Raw genomic sequence first — 26957 nt, 5'->3', positions numbered from 1 at the left:
CGATGGAATACGGTCGTTGTGAGTACTTTCGCCGTCCAAGGCTCAAGGCATTGCGCACTCGCCTTATTGTCCGCTTCCGCACCCAGCCGAGCGAAACCGGCAGCTCTGCAGCCGGCCCCGGCAGGGCCGATCGTGTGATGCCCGAACGTTGATAAACTGCAGCGATTGGACTGTATCCCCAGCATACGGGAACACATTCGCCTCGCCATACCAAGATACATAGCCGTCGGCTTGCGTAACAAAGCTGGCCGGCGCCAAGACTGCGCCGGCAAATTTGACCGTTCGTCGGAGGTGATCTGCCCCGGTTCCCGCTCACGCGGCGCTATGCTGAACCTCCTTAGGTCACCTTGTTGACCGATCGAGCCGGACGCGAATTTGCTTCGACATCGTCCCGGCATGTCCGTCTGGCGGACGTGCCGATGTCTGCGCTTTATGCGCTGCTCTTTTTCAGGGTTATCGAACGACCGCGACGTTTTCGAAATGTTGCCTTGCCCTAGGGCAAGCACAGACCTGCAGGAGTAACTCGCGTCCGCCCTTCTGGCATAGACACGTCGGCCAAGGAACTAACTGCCCTTCTCCGGCTCGAGCAATTCTCGCCGACGCCGCATGGCGGCCCTCCTGGTGCGTCATTATTTCTCGCTCACTATCGTGTCTAAGATGCTGTAAAAAATAGATATTTTTCCGGATCGTTTCAGGCTTGCTCATCTTTTATCCGCACAAAGCTTGCTCAGAATCTTGAGCTAAAAGTGCGCAAAGACCAACCTCAGCCAGACCCAATTTTCGCTTTGCGCATGCAACGCCGACAGCCACCCTGATGAGAGGATGGCAACCGGAGGCGAATAGCCGATTATCTGCGTAATGCCGAGGGCGACGATGGCGGCGGTCGGCGTACGCTCGGAAGTCATATGGATTTCAGGCTCACTCGCTTCTCCAGCTTGGCAAGGCTTTCCTTGCGCTCGCTGTAGCGGTCGGTGAGATGGTCCGAGATGCCACGGGTCAGCAGCGTGAACTTCATCAGTTCTTCCATCACATCGACGACCCGGTCGTAGAAGGAGAATGGCTTCATGCGCCCGCCTTCGTCGAATTCCTGCCACGCCTTGGCGACGGAGGATTGGTTCGGGATGGTCACCATGCGCATCCACCGACCGAGGATTCGCATCTGGTTCACGGCATTGAAGGACTGCGAGCCGCCGGAAACCTGCATGAGTGCCAAGGTCCGTCCCTGTGTTGGCCGGATGGCCCCGCCCGGCAGAGGTATCCAGTCTATTTGGGACTTCATGACTGCACTCATGGCCCATGCCGCTCAGGGCTGGTCCACACCTGGCCCTCCGACCAGAGCATTGCTTCCCGCAATTCCTGAACCTTGGGGTGCTCGGCGGGCGCATCGTCGGGAAGGGGTAGGCCATTCGGATGATAGATGCGTGTTTCCGCGCCCATCGCATCCAGCAAACGCTGGGCCTCGAGTGTCAGGAACCTGCTGTAGGAACGCTCCCGGTTCGAACCGTAGAGCAGGAGTATGCGGGGCTTGTGGGTTGGGAAGGCAGCCTTCAGCGCATCGGCATCGGGCATGCGGAACGCATGGCGCTCCAGATTGGGCAAATCCATTTCAGCTGCGGTCTCTATCGTATGCGACGACTTCGCCGTCTTCCTTGGTGAAGGTGGCAACCGGATTGTCGAGGAGGTCGAGGACCGCTTCGGACGGCCGGCAAAGCCGGGTGCCTGCAGGCGTTTCCACGATCGGGCGGTTGATCAGGATCGGGTGTGCCATCATAAAGTCGGTCAGCTGCTCATCGGTCCATTTGGGATCGGACAGCCCGAGCTCGCCATAGGGCGTACCCCTTTCCCGCAACAGCGCCCTTGGCGACATTTCCATCGCAGCCAGCAACGACACCAGCTTCTCACGGGTGGGAGGCGACTTCAGGTATTCGATGACTACGGGGTCCTCGCCACTGGCGCGGAGCAGTTCGAGCGCGTTGCGGGACGTGCCGCAGCCCGGGTTGTGATAGATCGTGACGGTCATTGGACGCTCCCGGTTTCTATGGATGGCTTGGGGTCGATGCCGCGCTCGTACCAGCCCTTCGACCGGTTCACGATCCACACGACCGACAGCATGACTGGCACTTCGACGAGTACGCCCACGACGGTGGCGAGCGCAGCACCGGAGCTGAACCCAAACAGGCTGATGGCTGCGGCTACGGCCAGTTCGAAGAAGTTGGATGCACCGATCAGGGCGGATGGTCCGGCCACGCAGTGCTGCTCACCGGAAATCCGATTGAGCAGGTAGGCGAGCCCCGAATTGAAGTAGACCTGGATCAGGATCGGCACCGCCAACATCGCGATGACCAGCGGCTGGGCGATGATCTGCTCGCCCTGGAAGCCGAACAACAGCACCAGTGTCGCGAGAAGCGAGACGAGTGACATCGGCTGCAGGACGTGTAGCACGCGGTCGAGTGCTTTCTGGCCGCCGCGGGCAAAGAGGCTTCGCCTGAAAAGCTGGGCGATGACGACAGGGATGACGATATAGAGAACGACCGACAGGACCAGCGTGTCCCACGGAACGGTAATGGCGGAGAGCCCGAGCAACAGGCCGACGATCGGAGCGAAGGCCACGACCATAATGGCATCGTTGAGCGCCACCTGGGACAAGGTGAAATGCGGCTCGCCTTTGGTCAGGTTCGACCAAACGAAGACCATGGCTGTACATGGTGCCGCTGCCAAGATGATCAGGCCGGCAATGTAGGAGTCGATCTGGTCGGCAGGCAGATGGGGGCGAAACAGCCAGCCGATGAAGAGCCAACCTAGCAGCGCCATGGAGAATGGCTTCACTGCCCAGTTGATGAACAGGGTCACGCCGATCCCGCGCCAATGCTGGCCGACTTCACGCATGGCCGAGAAGTCGATCCTGAGGAGCATTGGAATGATCATCAGCCAGATCAGCAAGGCCACCGGTATGTTGACCTTGGCAATCTCGGCCGTACCGATCGCGTGGAAGATGCCGGGGAAGAGGTGGCCGAGCGCAACGCCCGCGACAATACATAGCGCGACCCAAAGGGTCAGATAACGTTCGAATATGGACATTGGGTCAGACCTGGAGCTGCTTGGTCAGGACGGTCGCGGAGGCCGGGCACAGGGATGCTGCCTGCCTGGTCTTAAGGATCGCGTTCGGCACGGAAGCGCGATCGACGGGAACAAAACCCAGCCACTCGAAGAACGCCGCTGCTGATGTCGTGAGAAGATAGGCCTGCCGGGCACCGCCTTGGCGGGCTTTCTCCATGAGTAGGTTGGTGGCGCTCTCGCCTATACCATGGCCTTTCAGCGACGGCAGCACGACGATCGAGCGCAGCAGAACGTTTTCGCCAACGGCTTCATATCCGCAGAAGCCGACGGTCGAGTCACCTCTCACGACACGGAAGATAGGTGCGCTCGCTCATTGAGTGCGTTCCTTCGCCGGAGTGCAGCAAGCAGCAGCGTTGACGACTGGCGAGCAGATCTCGGGGCGGCCGGAGCAGCAATCTTCCATCAGGAAGCGAATCAGGCCGCTGATAGCATCGTACTCGGCGTTGTAGATCATCGAGCGTGAATCCCGCCGGCCGGCGACAAGTCCAGCCCGTTCCAGCTCCTTCAGGTGAAAGCTGACGTTAGAGGCAGAGACTTCTGCATTCTCCGCGATCGTGCCGGCTGCAAGGCCGTCTGGGCCGGCGACGACCAGCATGCGCAGGATGCGAAGCCTGGTTTCCTGAGACAGTGCCCCGAAGGCGGTGAGGGCTTGACGTTCATCCATATTTCCATAATCCTAGAAATGTCAAAATGAGGAGTAGCCGACATGAACGCGCTTGGCAAGGATGATGTTGTAGCCACAGTTTTGCCGGACCCGGGCGAGGCGACGATCGGGAGCCTTCTGGGCTTCTTTGCCAGTCACCCGAAGCATCGCGTGACCTTCAGGTATGACGGCAGGACTGCCCGGCCTGGCTATCACGTGACCGAAGTCAAGGCCGGCGCGTTTGCCGCGCTCGACTGCGGGGCAAACCCCGAATCCTGGGACGAGATCTTCGTTCAACTCTGGGATGTCGACGACTCGCCCGAACAAATGACCGCGGGCAAGTTCTCAGCGATCGTCCGCAAGGTGACCGAACACGTTGCCCTCGACATGGATGCGAGGCTGACATTCGAGGTCAGCGATGGAATCCTGCCAATGCAGCTTCATCGGGCTGCCGCGCCAGAGGCAGTGGAAGACGAAATCGTCGTCGAGCTTTCCGCGCGCCCGGCGAGCTGCAAGCCGAGGGACCGGTGGCTTGCTGAGCAGAGCAAGTCGGCATCGGGATGCTGCGGTTCCGTCAGCGCGAAATGCTGCCAATAGGCGTTCAGTTGATGGCTATGCCCGTTGCTGGTACCAATAGTCGATCAGGAGATATCGGCTAGAAACGGATGCCCAGACCTCCAAGAAGACCCGGTTACGACCGCTGTGACGCGGAATGCGGCGCTGAACGCTAGGCCGTTCACCGCATTCGCTGTCGTAACCACTTCTGGAGTTTGCCATCATGCGCCGTTCGCTGCGCTTACCTCCTGCTGCCCTCTTGGTTGTTGCTTGCGCCCTTTGGGGGGCGGCAACCGTCTTGAATAAGGCGCTTCTCGGGTCGATCAACCCTGTTACGCTGCTCGTCCTTCAATTGGCTCCAAGCGCCCTCGTGCTCTGGCTGGCCGTTCGCTGGATGAGCTGCCCATCCCCTAGGCGGTCTCTTCTGCTGCCGCTGATCGCACTTGGCGTTCTCAATCCGGGCATTTCCTACACGCTGAGCTTGATGGGACTTGCACGGACTTCGGCGAGCGTGTCGTCGCTGCTGTGGGCCGCCGAACCTTTGATGATCCTGGGGTTGGCTGCCTTGATCCTCGGAGAGCGTGTCACCAGGCAGTTGGTGCTGGTGATGTTGCTCGGCGCATTCGGGGTTTTGCTTGTTGCCAACATTGGCGGGGCTGTCGGAACCGTTGTCGATATCGGAGGCATCCTGCTGCTGTTGGGAGCGGTGTTCTGCTGTGCCCTGTACACGGTGTTCTCTCGCAGGGTGGGCGAGCACGTGGATCCAGTGGTTGTCGTCGCCGTACAGCAATCCGCCGGATTGGGTTGGGCTCTTACAATATTGATGTCCAATACGCCGTTTGGTTCGGTTGAAGACATCCCTGCCATTCCCGGTGGGATGTTGGTAGCCTCGGCGGTTTCAGGGCTTCTCTATTACGCGGCCGCCTACTGGCTCTACATTGCGGCCCTTCGCTCGGTTCCTGCCGCAGTGGCCGGCAGCTACTTCAATGTCATTCCGATATTCGGCATCGCGCTTGCCTACGCCTTCCTTGGCGAAACGTTGGACCCCATCCAATGGCTTGGAGCGGGCGCAATTCTCGTATCGGCCTACATGCTGGTCCGGCTCACCAACGGCATCGGAGCCGAACGACCAGCAGAATGATGAAAGGCGGACTTTCGGCGCGGGCATTTCAAAAGAGGTGTCCGCGCCTTGCCACTATCCGACAACAGGTTCCCAGGGTGCGAGGTGCTTCATGAAATAGACGGAGGCCTTCGGCGTTCCGAAAGGGTCAACGAAGTGGTTCGGAACGACACCGATTTCGTCCCAACCCAGCCGGCGGTAGAGCCGTTCGCTCGTCCCACCTTGAACCGTGTCAAGGATCAGAAGCGAGCGGCTCCGCCGGCGTGCTTCTAATTCGAGTGCCTCCATCAGTGCTGAGGCAACGCCGCGTCGCTGGAACTCTCGATGGACAAGAAGCTTGTAGACCTCCGCTCTGTGTAGGGCATTGGGTTCCGGCGAAAGGTAGAGCTGCACGGTTCCTATGACCTGACCATCGGCAATTGCACAAATCAGCAGTCGCTCGCCATCGGCCACGGACCTAAAGGTGCTTGCCCAGTACGGCCGTGCCTGATCTCTAGAGAACGGGAGGACGAAGCTTATGAGCGCGCCGTCCTTCACGCTTCCGATCAGGATTTCCTCAAGCCTATGCTGATGCTTTCTCGCTTCAGCCGCAGTTAGAATCTCGATTGTGAAGCTCATTCCATAACGAGTCCCTGAAGACATGGCGCTGCCAAGCTACGCGGCCCATCTACGTCCGTAGCCGCTACTTCCACATCGAACGCATCTTGCCTTTGATGTCGACTGACGTTCGGGGCCTAGCGCCTTGATCTTGACGATACGATTGGCTCGTCCACGACGTTGACTTGAAGTGTTCGAGCAAATGCGCCGGAATGAAACGGGTCCGAGAGGCATAAACATGCCTGTCGCCGCGCGCGACTTGGCCTGAGGTGTAGAAGCGCTGCGGTGTGATGAGATGCAGTGAGTCCTTAGGACAATTGGACCCGGCAGGAGTGTGGGGGCGGCGCGCACGATCGACGGGATGGTAGGCGACGGCCAAGCTGCCGGCGAGCTTCCGGCGAGCCCTGCCGACCGCCGCGCCGTATTGCATGAATTATAGATCATAAATTGCTCAGAAAATGTATCTTGAATCATCATTTCATTCTCCGTGCAGGCTTGACATTATGTATTTAAAATCATATTTAGGTAAAAATATGAATTAAGAATCATGAGGTTGGCATGATCGCGTCGTTCCTAAAACAGGTGAAGCCTTTGAGAAGGGCTGCGTCGATGTCTCAGCGCGATCTGGGAGAGCTGATTGGCCTGGACCAGGGTTATGTCTCTCGCCTTGAGCGAGGGGCCATCAACCCGGAAGCTGCTACTTTACAGGCTGTGGCCGAAGCACTGCAGATGCAGATCGTATTCGTACCCAACCGGGCAGTCAGTCGCGTCAATGCGATCATCTCAGAGTACCTAGCTCCGCCATCCGGTCCTCACAAACCCTACGAAGGTTCAGTGCTGGAAGAAGTGTTCATCCCTGATGGGTATGATGGGGAAGACGACGAAACACCCACAGGGGGCGCGCCGGGGGCATTGCGATGAGCAATACACTGTCCGTCGTTCTGAGAACCGGTAAAACAGATTCTCAGGTTGGAACTTTGATCAGGGAACGAAGCGGGCTAATGCGCTTTGTTGTCGACGGAGCCTACCTCGCGCTTGGTGAAAACAGGCCTATCCTCAGCTCGTCAGTGCGCTTTATCGGAGACGAAGAGCGAACCGTCCGAATGCTGACCTCCGGTCCCATCACGCAACCAGGGCGCGACCTGCATCCCTGGTTCTCCAACCTGTTGCCAGAAGGTGCGCTTCGGGACCTCGTCTTGCGAGGACTTCCGACCGGGGCCACAACTGATTTTGACGTTCTAGCACATCTTGGCCATGATCTGCCGGGAGCTGTAGTGGTCCGAGCAGAGGACGAGCCTGCTGCGGCTGTTCCCGAACCCGTCCCTGCCGATCAGGTTGAGGCACCAAACCAGATCCGCTTCTCTCTGGCAGGCGTACAGCTCAAGATGAGCATGCTGAAGCAGGACGAGCGCCTCACGTTTCCGGCCACAGGGATAAACGGCAACATAATCGCGAAGCTACCCAGCGAACGCTACGCGATGCTCCCTGAGCTTGAGTATTCGTCAATGAAGCTCGCAGAAGCGGCAGGAGTGACAATCCCTCACTGCGAGTTGGTCCCGAGCAGCTCGGTGGTGGGCATTGAGCCCGAGATACTAAAGGGGGAGTACGTTCTGGCGGTCAAAAGGTTTGACCGCACCGCTGACGGTGCACGCGTTCATATGGAGGATTTTTGTCAGGTGATGCAGGCGCCAAAGGAACGAAAGTATACCGCGGCCAACGAAGAGACCGTCATGAACCTTGCCAAACGCTTCGGCCGAGGCACCAAGGACTATCTGGAGATCGTCCGTCGTACCACGGTCAACATATTGCTCGGAAACGGCGACGCGCATCTCAAAAACCACTCGCTGATTTATGAAGATGGGGTCAACGGCGCTCTCAGCCCAGCCTACGATATCGTCGCCACGATCGTCTATGACGGCAGCAACGAGCTTGCCTTGAAATTTCGGGACAGCCACGATTCGCTGAACATCGGACTGGCACGTTTCCAGCGGGCGGCCGATTTGGCTGGGGTTCCCGCGAACGTCGTCAAGAAAGAGGTCACCCGTACAGTCGAAAAGGCTGCGGACACCTGGGGCGAGATGATGGACAATCTACCATTATCAGGCCAACACGCACGGATAATCATGGATCGAGTGAAGACACTTCGACTCATCGAGGACACGAAAGTCGCGTTCTAGCCTCACGACTGACGCTGGACGCAAGAAGCCGCCAGTGCCAAGTGCTGTGCCATGACCGAGAGCGCTCCAGCAGACGAGCCTACGCCAACTATCGGGGCACTCGTGCTGCTCTGTTCTTCGGGGCCAAAGCCCCCCTGGGTCGACTGCAAGCGATTGATTGTGGGACCCGCCAAACGCAAACAGCCCGGACATCTGTACGTCCGGGCTGTTTGCGTCACTTATCTAGGTGAGCCGACTTCGAGTGTCGGGTGAGCCATCTATGTTGACGCTGAGCAAGATACGGTGACGCGTCAGGGCCCTGCATATGAGGGCAACACAAGAATAGTGGTTGAGACCATACAGCCCCGTCATTGTTGGCAGACACCGCAGCGCGCAGCCCAAGCCCGACGGTGATCGGCGCAAATAGGACCCCCACACTGACCAGGCACTTCAGCGGAGCCCACCTGTCGAAGGTTGAATTCTGTTGGTCAGTTATGAATCGTGTGCCGGATCAGCAATGCGATTTCCGGCTCCCGCGTATAAAGCTGACTTCGCAACTGCCTGGCGGCAAGCGTGTCATCAGCCGAACCTAGGTGTGGCGAGGTCTTCGAGTGGCAGGGCGGTCTTGTACTTGACCTGTTTGAGGGCAAAGCTCGACCGGATATTGGCGACGCCGCGGGTCTTGGACAGTCGATCGACGATGAAGTGCTGCAGCGCGACTGTGTCGCGCACGACTACGCGCAGCAGATAATCAGAGTCGCCAGTCATCAAATAGCACTCCATGACCTCGGGAAAGCGCGACATCGCGGCCTCGAATACCTCGAGCAGTGCCTCGATCTGCTTTTCCAGTGTGACCTGTATGAAGACACTGACATTGGCCCCCAGCATCACCGGATCAAGCAGGGCGACGCGGCGGGTGATGATGCCGGAGTCTTCAAGTGCACGCACGCGAGCAAGGCATGGGGAGGCTGACAGGCCAATACGTCTGGCAAGCTCCGCATTGCTCAGGCTGGCGTCCTCCTGAATCGCCGAGAGGATGCGGATGTCTATCGCGTCGAGGTTCATCTGCAGCATGTCCTGCTGAAACTGATGTTTGTTTCAGCAGTAGCTGCTGCAACTGGCGAAATCTACAACATCTTCAGCAGAAAATGCTGGAGCCTTGCCGCTATCCTTGCGCCCAAGTGGAAACTCAAGGAGCTCGAGCGCGATCATGCTCACGAAGACCCCGTCCGCCCCCATCAATGAAGCCAACGCCGTAAATGATAGCGACCCGCAGGAGACGGCCGACTGGTTGGCTTCCCTTGAATCTTTGTTACTCAGTTCTGGCGGCACACGGGCCGAGTACATCTTGGGTGAACTCGACCGCAAGGCGAAGGAACTCGGCATCGTGCATGAGGCCCTGCCGTTCTCGCCTTATCGCAACAGCATATCGCTGGAAAAGCAGCCGCCATTCCCCGGCGACCTCGCCATGGAGGAGCGCATCACCGCAATGATCCGCTGGAACGCGCTGGCGATGGTGGTGAAGGCCAACAAGGCCTATGGCGAGCTCGGTGGACACATTGGCAGCTATGCCTCCGCAGCGGAGATCTTCGAGGTCGGCTTCAACCACTTCTTCCGGGCCGACACCGGTGCGGGCGACGGCGACGTCGTGTTCTTCCAGCCGCATTCGGCGCCTGGCGTCTATGCCCGCGCCTATCTCGAAGGGCGGCTTTCGCAAGAGCATCTCCAGCATTACCGCCAGGAGATCGGCGGTACCGGCCTGTGCTCCTATCCGCATCCCTGGCTGATGCCTGGCTTCTGGCAGGTGCCGACGGGGTCGATGGGCATCGGCCCGATCAGCGCAGTCTACCAGGCCCGCTTCATGCGCTATCTCAACGATCGGGGCCTCGCCGATACCGAGGGCCGCCATGTCTGGGGCGTGTTCGGCGACGGCGAGATGGACGAGCCGGAATCGGTCGCTGGTCTGTCGATCGCGGCACGTGAAAAGCTCGACAACCTGACCTTTGTCATCAACTGCAACCTGCAGCGCCTCGACGGTCCGGTGCGTGGCAACGGCCAGATCATCCAGGAACTGGAGAGTACCTTCCGCGGTGCCGGCTGGAACGTCATCAAGGTGCTGTGGGGATCGGAGTGGGACGCGCTGTTTGCGCGCGACACCAATCACGCACTGTTGCGCCGTTTCGCCGCCACCGTCGACGGCAAATACCAGACGCTCGGCGCCAAGGACGGCGCCTACAACCTGGCGCATTTCTTCGAGGAGGATCCCGAGGTCAAGGCGCTGGTCGCCCACATGTCCGACAGCGACATCGACGCCCTGAAGCGCGGGGGCCACGATTTCCGCAAGCTGTTTGCCGCCTTCGAGGCTGCCAAGGCTACCAAAGGGCGGCCTACCGTCATCCTTGCCAAGACCAAGAAGGGCTATGGCATGGGTGCTGCGGGCGAGTCGCGCATGACGGTGCACCAGTCCAAGAAGCTCGACGTTGAGGCGCTCCTGGCGTTCCGCGACCGCTTTGCCTTGCCGATCAGCAACGAGCAGGCAGAGCAGGTCGCATTCTACAAGCCGGCCGAAGACAGCGCCGAACTCACCTATCTCCGGTCGCGCCGCGAAGCGCTCGGTGGCTACCTGCCGGCACGCCGCCGCACGGCAGACCCTGTAACTATTCCGCCGCTCCGGAGCTACGCCGACTTTGCGCTCACTGCTCAAGGCAAGGAGATGTCGACGACCATGGCCGCGGTCCGGTTGCTCGGCAACATGATCAAGGACAAGGAGATCGGACCACGGATCGTGCCGATCGTCGCCGACGAGGCACGGACCTTTGGCATGGCCAATCTGTTCCGCCAGGTCGGCATCTACTCGCCGGTCGGCCAGCTTTACGAGCCAGAAGATGCCGGCTCGATGCTCTACTACAAGGAAAGCACGAACGGACAGTTGCTCGAGGAGGGCATCACCGAGGCGGGTGCCATCTCATCCTGGGTGGCGGCGGCGACGTCCTACAGCGTGCACAACCTCGCAATGCTACCGGTCTACATCTACTACTCGATGTTCGGCTTCCAGCGTGTCGGCGACCTGATCTGGGCGGCGGCCGATCAGCGCTCGCGCGGCTTCCTGATCGGGGCGACCGCGGGCCGGACGACGCTGGCGGGCGAGGGCCTGCAGCATCAGGACGGGTCGAGCCTGCTGATCGCGTCGACCGTTCCGAACTGCCGCTCATACGATCCGACCTTTGCCTATGAGCTGGCGGTCATTCTCGACCACGGCGCACGCGCCATGATGGAAGAGGGCAAGGACGAGTTTTACTACATCACCGCGATGAACGAGAACTACGCCCAGCCGTCGATGCCGGCAGGTGCCGAGGCCGACATCATCAAGGGGCTGTATCAGATCGCCAGCCACACGCCGAAGAAGTGTGTCGGTCTCGTCCGGCTGCTCGGTTCAGGCACCATCCTCCCGCAAGTGATTGAGGCGGCGCAGATGCTCGCCAACGACTGGGGCGTCGCCTCGGAGGTGTGGAGTGCGACCAGCTTTTCCGAGCTGTCGCGCGATGCACGGGAGGCGGAGCGTCACAACCGCTACAACCCGCTTGCCGAGCCGGTGGCCAGCCACCTCGCCAACTGCCTGCCGGGCAAGGCGCCGATCATTGCTGCCACCGACTACGTCCGTGCCTATCCGCAGCTGATCGCGTCCCATGTCGAGGCGCCATTCGCCGCGCTCGGTACCGACGGCTTCGGTCGTAGCGACACGCGCGCGGCGTTGCGCGACTTCTTCGAGGTCGATCATCGCCACATCTCCTTGGCAGCGCTCTCGTCACTCGCCGCCGAAGGGTCGGTGACACGCAAGACGGTGGCAGATGCCATCGCCCGCTACGGCCTCGACGTCGCAGCCGATGCGCCCTGGCTGCGCTGATCCAGGTCGAGTTCCAGTTCCGAAAGAGTTGATATGAGCCAGCATATGGAAGTCAGGTTGCCGGACATCGGCGACTACAAGAATGTCCCTTTGGTCGAGTTCCTGGTGAAGCCGGGAGACGTCGTGGCCGTCGAAGACCCGCTGATGACGGTGGAGTCCGACAAGGCGACGATGGAAATCCCGTCCCCGTTCGCGGGAACGGTCAGGGAATTTGCAGTGTCGATCGGCTCCCGCGTTTCGCAGGGTGCGCTGCTGCTGACGATCGAGACAGGCGAACCGGTACGTGCGGACCCAGAGGCCGGGAACGCCGAGGCTGCCTCCGCACCACTGCCTGCCAAGGCCGAGCCATTGGCTCAACTGCAGGCGCCGTCCGCGCCGGCGGCCCCGGCGCCAACGAGCAACGCCTCCGCAGTCGTCATGACCTCTGCTGACGCCCATGCGACCCCGTCGGTGCGCGCATTTGCACGCGAACTCGGCGTTGATCTTGGCGCGGTGAAGCCTACCGGTGCCAAGGGCAGGATATTGCGCGAAGATGTCGCCTCTCACATTAAGGAGCGACTTGCAGGGGCGTCATCGGTGCAGGTGTCAGGCTCCGGTATCGGCACTGGGCTTCCTGGCTGGCCCATGGTCGACTACGAGAAGTTCGGTCCAGTCGAACGCCAGCCTCTTTCGCGTATCCAGAAGATCTCGGGCGGCAATCTCACCCGCAACTGGTTGACCATTCCGCATGTCACCAACTTCGACAAGGCCGACGTGACTGGCCTGGAGGAGTTCCGTAAGGAACTCAATACAGCGAACAAGGACGCCAAGGTGACGATGGTCACCTTCCTGATCAAGGCGTCGGCGTTGGCGTTGAGGGCTTATCCTCGCTTCAACGCGTCGCTCGATAGCGAGGACCTCGTACTCAAGAAATACGTCCATGTCGGCTTTGCCGCAGACACGCCGAAGGGGCTGATGGTTCCAGTGATCCGCGATTGCGACCGCAAGGGCGTGCTCGAGATCGCAACCGAAATGCGGACCCTAGCCGACAAAGCGCGCGAGGGCGGACTGTCGGCGGTAGACATGCAGGGCGGTTGTTTCTCGGTGTCGTCGCTCGGCGGCATTGGCGGGGCAGGCTTTACGCCGATCATCAATGCGCCCGAAGTGGCGATCCTCGGCGCCGGCCGTTCGGCGATGCAGGCCATCTGGGACGGCAATGCCTTCCAGCCGAGGCTGATCATGCCGGTTTCCCTGTCGTGGGATCACCGCGTCATCGACGGCGTTGCCGCGGCCAGGTTCCTTGGTCACATCGCGGCCCTTCTGGGCGATTTCCGCCGCGCGATCATTTGAGGCGAAGATGAGCATTACCGAAATCAGGGTGCCCGAAATGGGCGACTTCAAGGAAGTCGCCGTCATCGAATTGCACATCAAGCCGGGTGACGACGTCGCCCTCGATCAGACGCTGATCGTGCTCGAATCCGACAAGGCCTCGATCGACGTGCCTTCGCCGTTCTCCGGTCGCATCGCCTCGGTCGAACTGGCCATCGGCCAGCGCGTATCCAAAGGCGCGCTGATTGCTACCATGGAAGCGGCAGCGGGCGGAAGCGAAGCCAAGCAAGCGGCCATTCATGAAGCGTCGGCCGCCGCTGCGAAGCCGATTGTGGCAGCCACGCCATTACCTGCCGCAGCTGCAGCGCCCGATTGCGACGTGCTGGTGATCGGCGGCGGGCCGGGCGGCTATTCCGCCGCCTTCCGCGCCGCCGATCTCGGACAACGCGTGATCCTGGTCGAGCGCGACGCCACTCTCGGTGGCGTCTGCCTCAATGTCGGCTGTATTCCCTCCAAGGCGCTGTTGCATGTCGCGGCGGTCAAGGAAGAGGCCGAGCGCCTGGCAGATCATGGGGTCGCGTTTGGCACGCCGACCCTTGATCTCGATAAGCTGCGCAGCTTCAAGACCGGTGTGGTTGCCAAGCTCACCGAGGGACTGAAAGGCATGGCCCGGCTGCGCAAGGTCGAGGTGGTCAAGGGCACGGCGACGTTTGCCGATGCCAACGCGGTCGATGTCGCGCTCTCTGACGGCACAAGCCGCAGGATCGTCTTCGCCAAGGCGATCGTCGCCCCAGGCTCGATACCGGTCAGGTTGCCGTTCCTGCCCGACGATCCGCGCATTGTCGATTCCACAGGTGCGCTCGAGCTGCCTTTCATCCCCGACCGCATGCTGGTCATTGGGGCTGGCATCATCGGGTCGGAGATGGCCACAGTCTACAGTGCGCTCGGCGCACGTGTCGACGTGGTCGAGCAACTCGACACGCTGCTGCCCGATGTCGACCGCGATGTGGTCGAGATCTGGCGCAAGCGCAACGCCCATCGCTTCGATGCCTTTCTCTTGGGTGCGCGCGTCGAAAGTGTCGTTGCTGAAGAAGATGCCCTTGTTGTCACAACGAGCGGGGAGGGGGCTGGTGTCAGACGCTACGACCTTGTCCTGCAGGCGGCAGGTCGACGGCCGGCCGCCGATGCGCTGCACCTTGGTGCAGCGGGTGTCAGCATCGATACGAGAGGTTTCATCGAGGTCGATGCGCAGATGCGCACGCGCAACCAGAACGTCTTTGCTGTCGGCGATGTCACTGGCAATCCGATGCTGGCGCACAAGGCGGTCCACCAAGGCCATGTCGCTGCCGAAGCGGCTTCAGGGCTCAAGAGTTTCATGGACGCGAAGGTCGTGCCGTCAGTCGCCTATACCGATCCGGAGATTGCCTGGGTCGGTGTGACCGAGGATGCGGCCTGGGCCGCGGGTCGCATGGTTGAGACTGGCAAGTTCCCGTGGGCCGCATCCGGTCGGGCCATCGCCAACGGTGCCGATTACGGCCTGACCAAGCTGGTGTTCGACAAGGAGACGCATCGCATCATCGGCGGTGCAATCGTCGGCCCGTCCGCCGGCGACATGATCGGCGAGATCTGCCTGGCGATCGAGATGGGAGCGGATGCGGTCGATATCGGCAAGACCATCCATCCGCATCCTACACTCGTCGAGACTATCGGGATGGCCGCCGAAGTTGCCGAGGGCGTTTGCACCGACCTGCCGTCCATGACAAAAAAAGCCCGCCGAGCGAGCTGATCCGGCGCCGATGTCCGGCCTGGGCTGCGAGCCTCGGCGGGCCTGGAGAGTGAGAGCATGAATCGGGGTTCCATGACAGGTTGAGTGTCGAGAGAGAGGCTCTCGGCGCCTGTCATGGAGTTTGCCTCATGGACATGCAGGTTCTCGACGTCTGCCGCGAAATCAGCGGCGGCTACAAGGTGGATGTCAGCCGCGGCGAGCGGATCGGCCGCGTTTCCTCGGAGTGGTTCTCGCGCCCGGATGACGAGCGTTACCTGTCTCTGTCGGAGTTGGCGGATACGGTGCGCAGTCGGTCGGAACACAGCCGGACACGCGTGGTGGAAACTGCGCTGATCCATGTCGAGGCGAGCCGGACCGATCCCGAACGGCTGTCCCTCATCCTGCCGGGCTCTGACACGCCCGTCGTGCCAACACACTGGAGCTTCGGTCAGCTTGCCAGCCAGGTCGGCGCTCCGGCTGCCTATCTGCGCCAACTCCCGGCCGCACTGGCGGGCATCAATCTGCAATTCGGTCTGACCTCGCATCGGGCCGAGCAGATCAAGGCGCTCGAAACCGACAACGGCAGGATCGAGCTGCGCGCCGTCACCGGCCCCGACTATGGCCGGATTTACGACCACGAGCTGGTCGAGGCGGTGCAACGCATTGCGGGCAACGGCACGGGCGATACGAGATGGAAGGTGCCCGGCGTGCTCGACTGGTCGACCGGCGTTTACAATCCGCGCGTCGACATCACGAAGGACACGACGACACTCTATGCGTCCGATCGCGATGTGTTCCTCTTTCTCGTGGACGATCTGAACCCCATCGAAGCCGGCCGGCTCGCTGACGGCTCGCCCGACCTGTACTTCCGCGGCTTTTACTGCTGGAATTCCGAGGTCGGCGCCAAGACGCTCGGCATGGCCAGTTTCTATCTCCGCGCGGTCTGCCAGAACCGCAATTTGTGGGGCGTGGAAGATTTCGAGGAAATCACCATCCGCCACAGCAAATACGCGGCGTCCCGTTTCGCTCACGAAGCTGCGCCGGCACTGCTGAATTTCGCGAACTCCTCGCCGATGCCTTTCATCAACGGCATCGAGGCCGCGCGGGAGCGGATCGTTGCGAAGTCGGACGAGGACCGCTCGGAATTCTTGCGCAAACGCGGATTTTCGAAGGCGGAGACCGGCAAGATCATCGAGACGGTCCTGGCCGAAGAAGGTCGCCCGCCCGAATCGATTTTCGATTTCGTTGCGGGCATCACCGCCGTCGCCCGCGAAAAGACCAATCAGGACGCCCGGCTCGAACTGGAGGGCAAGGCCAAGAAGCTGCTCGACCGCGCCGCCTGACTTCCGTGAAGCCGGAGATCTGCTTCTCCCTGCTGTTCCGTTTTCCCTATGTCCTGGCACTGCCCTCCAAGAGTGAGAGGGCAGTGCTTCGCTTCGTGACGAGTTTAGGTTCGAGAGAGAGGCTCTCGGTGCTCGTCGCGGAGTAACGAAAATGGCAACTGCCATTCAGAAGATCACGCTATCGTCGTCGCGCGACATTCCTTTTAACAAGCTGGTGCTTAGCCAAGCCAACGTCCGGCGCGTGAAGGCCGGTGTCTCGATCGAGGAGTTGGCCGAGTCGATCGCGCGGCGCGGCCTGATCCAGGGCCTTCATGTGCGACCCGTCCTCAATGGCGAGGGCCAGGAAACCGGCATGTTCGAGGTGCCCGCCGGTGGCCGCCGCTACCGCGCGCTGGAAATGCTCGCCAAGCAGAAGCGCCTCAACAAGGCCACGCCGGTCCCCTGCGTCGTATCTGCCGCCAATGCCACTATCCTGATTGACGAGGTTTCGCTGGCCGAAAATATCGAGCGCGCGCCGCTTCATCCACTCGACCAGTATCGCGCCTTCCAGGCCATGCGCGACAAGGGCATGACCGAGGAAGACATCGCTGCGGCATTCTTTGTTGACGTCAATATCGTCAAGCAGCGGCTGCGCCTCGCGTCGGTCTCGCCGGCGCTGCTCGACATCTATGCCGAGGACGGCATGGAGCTGAAGCACCTCATGGCCTTCACCGTCTCGCACGACCATGCCCGCCAGGAGCAGGTCTGGGAGCAAATCCGCAATAGCTGGCAGAAGGAGCCGTACCACATCCGCCGCATGCTGACCGAGACGACGGTGCGCGCCTCCGACAAGCGGGTCGTCTTCGTCGGTATCGACGTCTACGAGGCGGCCGGTGGCATCGTGATGCGCGACCTTTTCGAATCCGACGACGGCGGCTGGCTTCAGGATGTCGGGCTTCTGGATCGCCTTGTTTCCGAGAAGCTCACGACCATCGCCGACGAGATCGCGACCCACGGCTGGAAATGGGTCGAGGCTGCCATCAGCATTCCCTACGGCGTCACCCATGGCATGCGTGCGATCAAGGGCGTTCCGCTCGACATCACGGAGGAAGACCTGGTGGCGCGAGATGCTCTGCAGGAGGAACTCGACCGCCTGACCGCCGAATACGAGGAGGCCGATGAGCTTCCAGACGAAGTGGATGCCCGCCTGGGCGAGATCGAGGCGGCGATCAAAGCGATCGACAACCGTCCAGTCGGCTATGATCTGGATGAGATCGCCATCGCTGGCGTCTTCGTCAGCATCGATGCCGAAGGATCACTCTTTGTCGATCGTGGCTATGTCCGTTCCGAGGACGAGCCAGTCGAGCTTGCTGATGAAACGGCGCAGGAGGACGACGTCGATCCTAAAACCGGCGAGATCCGCCCCCCTGCAATCCAGCGCGCCGTCATCAGCATTGGCGGGCAGTCGGTTCAAGCTGAGGATGAGGAAGGCGACGGCATCAGGCCTTTGCCCGATCGCCTCGTCATGGAGCTGACCGCGCATCGCACGCTCGCGCTACGAGACGCCGTGGCGAACAATCCCCGTGTCGCAATGACTGCTCTTCTGCACAAACTGGTGACGGATGCCTTCCTGCATCACGCCGCGGCAGGTTGCCTGGACGCCAACGTCCGTCACATCTTCTTCCCAGCGCAGGCGGACGAGCTGAAGGATAGCTCGTCCGCGAAATCCGTCACTGACCGCCACCAGCGATGGAGCGATCAGATCCCGGCCGATGACGAAGGGCTGTGGGACTGGCTCACCGAACTCGATGACGGCGTCCGAATGGATCTGCTGGCGCATTGCGTCAGCTACGGCGTCAATTCGCTCTACGAAAAGGTGAACCCCTACGGCGGCTCGGGCGTGAGCGAGCATGGCCTGAAGGTGCGCCTGACACAGGCCAGCCGCCTCGCCAGGGCAACCGGCATGAACATGGTGGAAGCCGGCTGGCGTCCGACAGTCGGCAACTATCTCGGCCGCGTCACCAAGGCCCGCATCCTTGAGGCCGTCCGCGAAGGCGCCGGCGAACAGGCCGCCCAGCTCATCGACCATATGAAGAAGGGCGACATGGCCAAGGAAGCGGAACGCCTGCTGGCCGACACCGGTTGGCTGCCGGAGCCGCTGCGCGCGATCGAGCCCGAGGCAGAGGCTTCGCTAGAACGAGCCGACGAAAATCGGCCTGCATTCCTCGCTGGCGACGACGCAATCGTCGAACCGAAAGACAAGCACTGCGCGATGATCGCTGCAGAGTAGCGTGTCGATGCGGGGCGGTTTTCCCAGCCCGTCCAGCGTACCCGGGCCGTCTTCAAAGCGCCCCGCCACACGGCCGGGCGCTTTTTTTCATTCCAGCCTTCGAGAGTGCGAGGTCCGCCGGGACGAGATGAGTTCGGGCGGTTTTGAGAGAGAGCGCCGGCCGAGCTTGTCCGTTACCGCTCTCCCGAGGATCTTCCTATGACTGTCTTGTTGCCCATGGCCGTACCGGCCGTGCCCCTGGCGCTCGCGCCTGCCATCCTCTCGGCTGCCCACATTGTGCTCGGCCGTCTCGAACGCGGCGAGCGCGTTGAGGCTTCCATCTTGCGCGCTGCGATGGAGACCGCATTCGGTGCCTCCGACGCCAGCGGAGCCTGGGACTGGAAAACCGCCTACGAGGCCTGCGAAGCCGCCACCGTCCTGTTCCTACGGAAATACGGACGTGCGCTCTTCCGCAAATCCGTATCACCGACAGCCCGGCTCTCCACCCTATCGAAAATCACCGGGCTCCTGCCGACCCACACTCGCCGCTCGGAAGAAAGCCAGGCGCTTCAGCAATTCTCGACGCCGGTCCCCCTTGGCCTTGCAGTGATGACCGCCGCGGCGATCACGCCTGATGACATCGTGCTGGAGCCTTCAGCAGGCACCGGCCTGCTCGCCATCCTGGCATCGATGGCGGGCGGTTCGCTGATCCTCAACGAACTGGCCGATCTTCGCGCTGACCTCCTCTCATCCCTCTTTCCGACCCTTGCCGTGACACGCTTCGACGCCGCCCAGATCGACAATCATCTCGATCGTGCAGCCATTCCGTCCGTCGTGCTGATGAACCCGCCGTTCTCGGCGATGGCCAGCGTCTCAGGGCGCGTCGCCGACGCCGGATTTCGCCATATCGCATCGGCGCTGAACCGCCTTGCTCCCGGCGGCCGTCTCGTGGCGATCACCGGCGCAAATGTCGGGCCGGGCCTACCGGATTGGCACGACGCCTTCGTGCGCTTGCAGGAGCGCGGCAAGGTCGTCTTCTCGGCCGCGATCGCCGACGCGGTCTACGCCAAGCACGGCACGACGTTTCCCACCCGACTGACCGTCATCGACAAGCTGCCGGCTGGCGATCCCGCCAGCTTTCCGATCTCGTCCGGCATTGCGCCCGATGTCGCCACGCTGCTCGGCTGGATCGAACGGGGCGTTCCGGCTCGGGCGCCTGTCGCCATGCCGTCGGTGTCCACGACGGTCCCGACCGCGCCTCCGAAATCCGTGCGCGGCTATCTTGCCCGCGCCGCGACGTCACGTTCGGCGGCGCCGACCGGCACCGACCCCGATGGTGTTCAGCTTGACTACGAGACCGTGGACTGGACGCCGGCCGAGAGCACCCACCTCACCGACGCGATCTACGAAGAATACGGATTGCAGTCGATCCGCATTCCCGGCGCGCAGGCCCACCCGACCAAGCTCGTCCAATCTGCCGCCATGGCGAGCATCGCGCCGCCGAAGCCGAGCTATCGGCCGACTCTGCCGGCGAATATCCGCAACCTGCTATCCGACGCCCAGCTTGAGACGGTGATTTATGCCGGCGAGGCACATAGCGATTACCTCGCCGGATCGTGGACGGCCGACGAGACCTTCGATGTCGTGAAGGCCGCCCCCGCCGACGCGCCCGACAGCGTTCGCTTCCGACGTGGTTTCATGCTCGGCGACGGCACCGGCGCAGGCAAAGGCCGCCAGTCGGCCGGCATTATCCTCGACAATTGGCTCCAGGGTCGCCGCAAAGCGGTCTGGATCAGCAAGTCCGACAAGCTGATCGAGGATGCGCAACGTGATTGGTCCGCACTCGGCATGGAGCGCCTGCTGGTCACGCCGCTGTCGCGCTTCGCGCAGGGCAAGCCCATCGCGCTGTCGGAAGCCGTCCTATTTGCAACCTATGCCATGCTGCGTTCCGACGACCGCGGCGAGAAGGTTTCCCGCGTGCGCCAGATCGTCGAATGGTTGGGATCCGATTTCGACGGAGTAATCATTTTCGACGAGAGCCACGCGATGCAGAACGCCGGCGGCGGCAAGGGAGAACGGGGCGACGTCGCCCCCTCTCAGCAAGGTCGCGCCGGCCTGCGCCTTCAGCACGCCCTGCCGAACGCGCGCATCGTCTATGTCTCCGCCACCGGCGCGACCACCGTCCATAATCTCGCCTATGCCCAGCGGCTCGGCCTCTGGGGCGGCGATGACTTTCCGTTCGCCACGCGCGCGGAATTCGTCGGAGCGATTGAAGCCGGTGGTGTCGCGGCGATGGAGGTGCTGGCCCGCGACCTGCGTTCGCTCGGGCTCTACACCGCCCGCTCGCTCTCCTACGCGGGCGTGGAATACGAGCCGGTCGAACACCAGCTCACCGATGAGCAGCGCCGCATCTATGACGCCTATGCCGGCGCCTTCGCAATCATCCACAATCACCTCGACGCGGCGATGGAGGCGGCCAACATCACCGGCTCGACCGGCACGTTGAACAGTCAGGCGAAGTCCGCCGCTCGCTCGGCCTTCGAATCCGCGAAACAGCGCTTCTTCGGGCATCTGCTGACCTCGATGAAGACGCCGACCCTGATCGGCTCCATCGAGCGCGATCTTGCGGCGGGCCATACCGCCGTCGTGCAGATCGTATCGACCGGTGAAGCTTTGATGGAACGACGCCTCGCCGAGATTCCGACCGAGGAATGGAACGACGTGCGCGTCGACATCACGCCGCGCGAATACGTCCTCGACTATCTCGCCCATTCCTTCCCAGTACAGCTCTACGAGCCGTTCACCGATGGCGAGGGCAATCTGTCGTCTCGCCCGGTCTATCGCGATGGCCAGCCCGTAGAGAGCCGCGAAGCCGTTGCTCGGCGTGACGAGCTGACCGAGCGCCTTGCATCGCTTCCGCCCGTGCCGGGGGCACTCGACCAGATCGTCCAGCGTTTCGGCACCGATATGGTGGCCGAGGTGACAGGCCGCTCGCGGCGGATCGTCCGCAAGGGCGATCGGCTGTCCGTCGAGAACCGCGCGCCATCGGCGAACCTCGCCGAAACAGCCGCTTTCATGGATGACCTGAAGCACGTGCTGGTGTTCAGTGACGCCGGCGGCACCGGCCGCAGCTACCATGCGGAGCTGTCGGCGAAGAACCAGCGTCTGCGCGTGCATTACCTGCTCGAGCCGGGCTGGAAGGCGGACGCGGCGATCCAGGGGCTCGGCCGCACGAACCGGACAAACCAGGCGCAGCCGCCGCTCTTCCGACCGATCGCGACCGACGTGAAAGCTGAAAAACGCTTCCTCAGCACGATCGCGCGCCGGCTCGACACGCTCGGCGCCATCACGCGCGGGCAGCGCCAGACCGGCGGCCAGGGCTTGTTCCGGCCCGAGGACAATCTGGAATCCTGCTACGCCCGCGACGCGCTGCGCCAGCTCCACCTCCTGATCGTGCGCGGCAAGATCGAGGGCTGCTCGCTCCATCGCTTCGAGACCGCCACCGGCCTGAAGCTGATGGACGACAACGGCATCAAGGACGAACTGCCGCCGATCACTACGTTCCTCAACCGGCTCCTTGCACTCACGATCGAGCTGCAGGGCATTCTCTTCACCGCCTTCGAACAGCTGCTCGATGCGAAGGTGTCCGGCGCGATCGCCAGCGGTGTCTACGACATCGGCCTCGAAACGCTGAGGGCGGAGAGCTTCGTCGTCACCGATCGCGCGACGATCTACACCCATCCGGCATCGGGCGCGCACACCCGGCTGCTGACCATCACCCAGCGGATCCGCAATCGTCCATTGTCGCTCGACGACGCACTCGGCTGGCTTGATGATCGTAGTGCGAAACTGCTGGTGAACGAACGATCCGGGCGAGCCGCCGTGCAAATTCCTGCACCGTCGCTCATGCTAGACGATGGCGAGATCGAACGCCGTGTTCGGCTGATGCGCCCGATGGAACATCTCCATGCCTCGTTCAAGTCGATGGCGGAAAGCCATTGGCAGGAGGCCGATCGCAGCACCTTCGCCGCCGCCTGGTCCTGCGAACTCGGCGATGTGCCCGCTTCCAGCGAGAGCACCATCCACATCGTCGCTGGATTGCTGCTGCCGGTGTGGAAGCGTCTGCCGAACGAGTCGACCCGCGTCTATCGGCTCCAGACCGACGATGGCGAGCGCATTATCGGTCGTCGCGTCTCTCCGGCCTGGGCCGCCAACGCGACATCTACCGGCACGACCGTCCTATCGGTCAACGACGCCTATGCGGCCCTGATCGAAGGGCGGACGATCCTCGACCTTGCGGAAGGGCTTCAGCTTCGTCGCGTGCGCGTCATGGGCGCTAATCGCATCGAGCTATCCGGCTTCACGGAAGCCATGCGCGACCGCCTTCGCGCCTATGGTCTCTTCACCGAGATCATCTCCTGGTCGCTGCGGTTCTTCGTGCCGATCGACAGCACGGGGCCGACCGTGCTCGCCAAGCTGTTCGACACCTATCCGGTGGCTCGCATCGGCGAGCGGGAGGCAGCGTAATGGCCCGCCGCCACGCTTCCGATCTCGCATCCCGTCTGGGCCGTCAGGCCGAGGCGGTGTGCAAACGCTATCTCGGCGCCGGCCGCCGACAGGGCAGCTATTGGCAGGTTGGCGATGTTCGCAATACGCCGGGCCAGTCCATGTTCGTGCGCCTGAAGGACACCGCCAAAGGTCCGGCCGGTAAATGGACCGACGCTGCAACTGGCGAGCATGGCGATCTGCTCGACGTGATCCGTGAATCGCTGGGCCTCATCGACTTCGCCGACGTCGCGGAAGAGGCCCACATCTTCCTCAGCATGCCGCCCGATCATGAATCAGAGCCGAAACAACACGCGCGCACGCCAGCGTCATCGGGATCTGCCGAGACTGCACGCCGGCTCATCGCCATGTGTCAGCCGCTCGGCGGCACACTCGTAGAAGCGTATTTGCGCGGACGCGGCATTACGGCTTTGCACGTATGCGGAAGCTTGCGTTTCCATTCCCGATGCTACTATCGGCCCGACGAGCACAGCCCGACCGAGACCTGGCCGGCCATGGTCGCCGCCGTCACCGATCTCACCGACAAGATCACCGGCGCACATCGGACCTGGCTCGCGCCCGATGGTTCCGGCAAGGCGCCGATCGACATCCAGCGTAAGGCAATGGGCGACCTTCTTGGGCATGCGGTCCGCTTCGGGCTTCCAGGCAACGTTCTGGCAGCCGGTGAAGGCATCGAAAGCGTGCTATCGGTGCGAGATGTCATGCCCGGCATGTCGGCGGCGGCGGCACTTTCCGCGGCGCACCTCGCTGCCATCCAGTTCCACGATGCACTGCGCCGGCTCTATGTCCTCCGCGACAATGATCTCGCGGGGGATGGTGCGTGGCACACGCTGCTCGAACGGGCCAACGCGGTCGGGGTCGAGGCGATTGCCCTGTCGCCCATGCTCGAGGACTTCAACGAGGATCTCCGCACCTACGGCCGTGACGCGCTGATGGCGCATCTCCGGGTGCAGCTCGCACCACAGGACGTCGCCCGCTTCATGCTCGTGGCGGCATAGATCGGCGGCTGAACGGCGGCGGCGCGCGGCCGCCATCATGCTCGCATGGATGCCCGGCCCCTTGGAGAGGGCCGCACCTCGGCCTTCGGGAGGGCGATCGGCCCACATGCGGTTCGGACAGGCAATGTCTGCGGCCGACTATTTTCCGGCGCTGCCCCGAGGGGCAGCTTTCCATCGCGAAGCAAAATAGCCGGCCTCCGGCATCCTCTGCGTTGCTCCGGCCCGGCGCCTGGCGCCGGGTGCAGGTCCGCTCCGCCCGTGGGCTCCGTCGCCATGAAGGCCGCGACGGTCGCGGTCCAGCCAAAGGAACATTCCATGACCGAGCACGACGACTACGAACCCCACCACGATTCGTCACCCACCGACCACATCCTCAACGAACTCCAGCTCCACGGCTACCGCCCTTTCGCCGACGAGGTGGACCAGCGTCTCCTGCCAGACGGCAATCACGTCGCGGGCGCGATCGCCGACATCTTCGACGCCCTGATCTCGACACTGGAGGACACCCGCCTCGAACCCGACCTCGACGATCTCCTCTGGTCGACCGTCAACGTCTTCCACCGCGCCACCGAACGGATCGCGCGCGAACTCGACGACAACGAACAGGCGCAGAAGCGCTCGCAGCGGCAACAGGACGGCAGCGAGGTGAAGTCGGCCGAACTCGAGCGCCAGATCGCCGAGGGCAAGACACTCATCGAACGGCAGAACGCTTTCGAGCTGATGCGCGACCAGGCCGCCGAGCACTACGAACGCCAGATCGGCAAGCCATGGCTCCCCCGCACGGGCTCAAAGGTCAACCATCGCAACCTGACCTCCGCGATCATCGACAGTCGCGACTTCCTCATGGCCAAAAAGCGCTCAGAGCAGGAGGTCCTTCTCCCCCCCGGTCCGAAGATCGTCGTCACCGGCGGACTGGACTTCAATGACCACCGGCTGATTTGGACCAGGCTCGACCAGGTCCACGAAAAGCACCCCAACATGGTGCTGATGCATGGCAAGTCCTCAAAGGGCGCCGAAAAGATTGCCTCGCTCTGGGCAAGAAATCGCAATGTCCCGCAGATCGCCTTCGCACCCGACTGGACGAAGCATGGCCGCGCCGCGCCCTTCAAACGCAATGACGAGATGCTCGACATCGTGCCGAAGGGCGTGATGCACTTTCCCGGCACGGGCATCAACGACAACCTCGCCGACAAGGCCAAGAAGCTCGGCATCCCGGTCTGGAAGTTTGGCGGCGCGTGAGCGCCGCCTTCAGCCCAAAAGCAGCTGAGGCTGCGTGGGCAGAACGATCCACTCGACGATATTGCCCGGTCCGATTGTGAACCCGCGCTTCCGCAGCGCAGCAGCATCATCATCATCATCGCTCAGCTTGCATATCGTTCCGTGGCTTGCGGAATCGTCAAAATTGACCACTCCGATCTCATCGCCCTTGCGCCCATAGACGTGCGCGTGCGTCTGCCCAGCCCCATGGGTCGGCTGATCTATCCGTATGCTATTGTCGAAGCGACCCTTGACCCATTTCCCTTCGTCAAGCCGCTCGAACCCTGTGCCATCGTCGGACACAAGGATCTTGCTCAACGTCACCAGGCTCGAAAACTCGCTTAATCTCAAGCATCACCCCCGCTTCTGGGCGAGATGCAGCCCGCCTGCTACGCACTTATTGGTCAGACGGCGAACGCCCGTGCGGCCCTGAAACCGATGAAGACAATAGAGTCGGGGAATCGTGGTCGCCAGCCCCATGGCAAAAGCCCCCCCGCCTATCTGCGCTGATCCTTGGTCCAGCCGATGGCCTGACGCCATCAACCCGCAAGGGGTCGGACTACGCAAAGCGTGCCGCCGCGCCGGCTTCGCCCGCGCGGTGATTGCGGCCACCGGCCAGACACATCGGGCGCCTGTCAGCGGGGGATGGTCCTCCGCCCAACAGGAGCCGGTTCCATGTCCTTCACCGATGCACACGCCTTCGCCTTCAGCCTCGCCGCCACCCTGATGGTCGCCATCGTGATCTTCCGCGCCGGCGACGGAACGCTCTCAGTGGTTCCCGCTACCGAATACGATGGCGACGACACCGAGATCGTCGGCGAAATCGACCCCTTCGCCTCATGACGAGGCGAAGATCGTATCCGCCGACGCGAAAACCTCAGTGGTTTTCGCACGCGGCGGCACCGATCTGTTGCCATGCTCGACGTTGCGGCGCGGTGGCGGTGGAAGGCGCAGCCGTTAGGGCATTCCTATCGGAGACACCACCATGATCATTCTCGGCATCCTCGTCTGCATTGCTCCAATCGGCTTCTTTTGCTGGTTGCTGTTTACGCTCGCCCTGTTAACGCTGCCATTCGTTGCTGCGAGCACCGGCATGTGGACGATGAATTCGGTACTGGATGGCTTGGCGCCATTCCAGTCGGAGCGCTGTCCGCTGGTTTCACCATCGTAGCAGGCCAACTCCTGCTTGGAGCCGTTCGCCGGCTCTGAGCGACGTTTGCGATCGCACTGGTCTTCGTCGCACCCGCCGTTGTTTCCTGGTACTATTCCACCATGGCATCGCGAAGCACTTGATGTCTTTTGAAGCAGAGCAAATCGTCTTCTCAATCATCGGTCCTGTCGCCGTCGGCGTTGCAGCGTTCTTGCGGATCGCCGGAATAG

At 62.1% G+C, this 26957-nt stretch carries 21 protein-coding genes and 1 pseudogene; 14 read left to right on the top strand and 8 right to left on the bottom strand.

Annotation, left to right across the window (positions count from 1 at the left end):
* Window positions 1-901: 901 nt before the first annotated feature.
* The 5 genes and pseudogenes from arsH to NDO48_RS17615 form a co-directional block, all read right to left on the bottom strand.
* Window positions 902-1605, bottom strand: a pseudogene (gene arsH, locus NDO48_RS17635) (arsenical resistance protein ArsH).
* A 1-nt stretch (window position 1606) separates the two neighbouring features.
* Complete coding sequence (gene arsC / locus NDO48_RS17630; RefSeq protein WP_267321944.1) at window positions 1607-2020, bottom strand: arsenate reductase (glutaredoxin); 414 nt, start codon at window positions 2018-2020, stop codon at window positions 1607-1609.
* On the bottom strand, window positions 2017-3078 hold the full coding sequence (gene arsB, locus NDO48_RS17625) for an ACR3 family arsenite efflux transporter (protein WP_267321943.1): 1062 nt from the start codon (window positions 3076-3078) through the stop codon (window positions 2017-2019). Before arsB ends, arsC begins: the two co-directional genes overlap by 4 nt.
* A 4-nt stretch (window positions 3079-3082) precedes the next feature.
* Complete coding sequence (locus NDO48_RS17620; RefSeq protein WP_267321942.1) at window positions 3083-3403, bottom strand: GNAT family N-acetyltransferase; 321 nt, start codon at window positions 3401-3403, stop codon at window positions 3083-3085.
* A gap of 24 nt (window positions 3404-3427) precedes the next feature.
* A complete protein-coding gene (locus NDO48_RS17615; protein ID WP_267321941.1) occupies window positions 3428-3781 on the bottom strand; it encodes an ArsR/SmtB family transcription factor in 354 nt (117 codons plus the stop codon).
* Between the two features lie 42 nt (window positions 3782-3823).
* On the opposite strand from NDO48_RS17615, the gene NDO48_RS17610 reads away from it, so the two are divergent.
* Together NDO48_RS17610 and NDO48_RS17605 are read left to right on the top strand one after the other, a co-directional pair.
* Window positions 3824-4357: a DUF6428 family protein gene (locus tag NDO48_RS17610; protein ID WP_267321940.1), complete on the top strand. Its 534-nt coding sequence runs from the start codon at window positions 3824-3826 to the stop codon at window positions 4355-4357.
* Window positions 4358-4538: 181 nt separating this feature from the next.
* Window positions 4539-5456: a DMT family transporter gene (locus NDO48_RS17605; protein WP_267321939.1), complete on the top strand. Its 918-nt coding sequence runs from the start codon at window positions 4539-4541 to the stop codon at window positions 5454-5456.
* Between the two features lie 54 nt (window positions 5457-5510).
* Here the strand turns inward: NDO48_RS17605 and NDO48_RS17600 are convergent, their stop codons facing one another.
* On the bottom strand, window positions 5511-6053 hold the full coding sequence (locus NDO48_RS17600) for a GNAT family N-acetyltransferase (RefSeq protein WP_267321938.1): 543 nt from the start codon (window positions 6051-6053) through the stop codon (window positions 5511-5513).
* Window positions 6054-6590: 537 nt separating this feature from the next.
* Here NDO48_RS17600 and NDO48_RS17595 point away from each other — a divergent pair.
* Window positions 6591-6953 carry a helix-turn-helix domain-containing protein gene (locus NDO48_RS17595; protein WP_267321937.1) on the top strand — a complete coding sequence of 121 codons (363 nt, stop codon included), beginning with the start codon at window positions 6591-6593 and terminating at the stop codon, window positions 6951-6953.
* Entirely contained in the window at window positions 6950-8209 is a 1260-nt protein-coding gene (locus tag NDO48_RS17590) for a type II toxin-antitoxin system HipA family toxin (RefSeq protein ID WP_267321936.1), read from the top strand. Before NDO48_RS17595 ends, NDO48_RS17590 begins: the two co-directional genes overlap by 4 nt.
* Window positions 8210-8767: 558 nt before the next feature.
* On the opposite strand, the gene NDO48_RS17585 is transcribed toward NDO48_RS17590, so the two are convergent.
* Entirely contained in the window at window positions 8768-9253 is a 486-nt protein-coding gene (locus tag NDO48_RS17585) for an Lrp/AsnC family transcriptional regulator (RefSeq protein WP_267321935.1), read from the bottom strand.
* Between the two features lie 145 nt (window positions 9254-9398).
* Between NDO48_RS17585 and mdeB the strand changes: the two genes are divergently transcribed.
* From mdeB to NDO48_RS17545, 8 genes are all read left to right on the top strand, one after another.
* Window positions 9399-12092, top strand: a complete 2694-nt coding sequence (gene mdeB / locus NDO48_RS17580) for an alpha-ketoglutarate dehydrogenase (RefSeq protein WP_267321934.1) — start codon at window positions 9399-9401, stop codon at window positions 12090-12092.
* Window positions 12093-12125: 33 nt separating this feature from the next.
* A complete protein-coding gene (aceF, locus tag NDO48_RS17575) occupies window positions 12126-13421 on the top strand; it encodes a dihydrolipoyllysine-residue acetyltransferase (RefSeq protein WP_267321933.1) in 1296 nt (431 codons plus the stop codon).
* 7 nt (window positions 13422-13428) lie between these two features.
* Window positions 13429-15186, top strand: a complete 1758-nt coding sequence (gene lpdA, locus NDO48_RS17570; protein WP_267321932.1) for a dihydrolipoyl dehydrogenase — start codon at window positions 13429-13431, stop codon at window positions 15184-15186.
* A gap of 128 nt (window positions 15187-15314) precedes the next feature.
* Window positions 15315-16508: a DUF932 domain-containing protein gene (locus NDO48_RS17565; RefSeq protein ID WP_267321931.1), complete on the top strand. Its 1194-nt coding sequence runs from the start codon at window positions 15315-15317 to the stop codon at window positions 16506-16508.
* Window positions 16509-16659: 151 nt separating this feature from the next.
* The gene (locus tag NDO48_RS17560; RefSeq protein ID WP_267321930.1) at window positions 16660-18777 is read left to right on the top strand and encodes a ParB/RepB/Spo0J family partition protein; all 2118 of its coding nucleotides are present in this window, start codon (window positions 16660-16662) and stop codon (window positions 18775-18777) included.
* Window positions 18778-18975: 198 nt separating this feature from the next.
* Window positions 18976-23283, top strand: coding sequence for a strawberry notch family protein (locus tag NDO48_RS17555; RefSeq protein WP_267321929.1), 4308 nt, complete (start codon window positions 18976-18978; stop codon window positions 23281-23283).
* A complete protein-coding gene (locus NDO48_RS17550; RefSeq protein ID WP_267321928.1) occupies window positions 23283-24320 on the top strand; it encodes a DUF7146 domain-containing protein in 1038 nt (345 codons plus the stop codon). Before NDO48_RS17555 ends, NDO48_RS17550 begins: the two co-directional genes overlap by 1 nt.
* Before the next feature lie 315 nt (window positions 24321-24635).
* Window positions 24636-25559 (top strand): DUF2493 domain-containing protein, encoded by a 924-nt coding sequence (locus NDO48_RS17545; RefSeq protein WP_267321927.1) that lies wholly within the window; start codon window positions 24636-24638, stop codon window positions 25557-25559.
* 9 nt (window positions 25560-25568) lie between these two features.
* On the opposite strand, the gene NDO48_RS17540 is transcribed toward NDO48_RS17545, so the two are convergent.
* Window positions 25569-25895 (bottom strand): hypothetical protein, encoded by a 327-nt coding sequence (locus NDO48_RS17540; RefSeq protein ID WP_267321926.1) that lies wholly within the window; start codon window positions 25893-25895, stop codon window positions 25569-25571.
* A 357-nt stretch (window positions 25896-26252) separates the two neighbouring features.
* Between NDO48_RS17540 and NDO48_RS17535 the strand changes: the two genes are divergently transcribed.
* Both NDO48_RS17535 and NDO48_RS30465 read left to right on the top strand, forming a co-directional pair.
* Entirely contained in the window at window positions 26253-26420 is a 168-nt protein-coding gene (locus NDO48_RS17535; RefSeq protein ID WP_267321925.1) for a hypothetical protein, read from the top strand.
* Between the two features lie 142 nt (window positions 26421-26562).
* Complete coding sequence (locus tag NDO48_RS30465) at window positions 26563-26748, top strand: hypothetical protein (RefSeq protein WP_323848109.1); 186 nt, start codon at window positions 26563-26565, stop codon at window positions 26746-26748.
* Window positions 26749-26957 lie beyond the last annotated feature (209 nt).

It is taken from the genome of Aminobacter sp. MET-1 (assembly GCF_026521175.1).
Taxonomy (GTDB): Bacteria; Pseudomonadota; Alphaproteobacteria; order Rhizobiales; family Rhizobiaceae; genus Aminobacter.
This window is presented reverse-complemented; position numbering and strand designations above follow the sequence as displayed.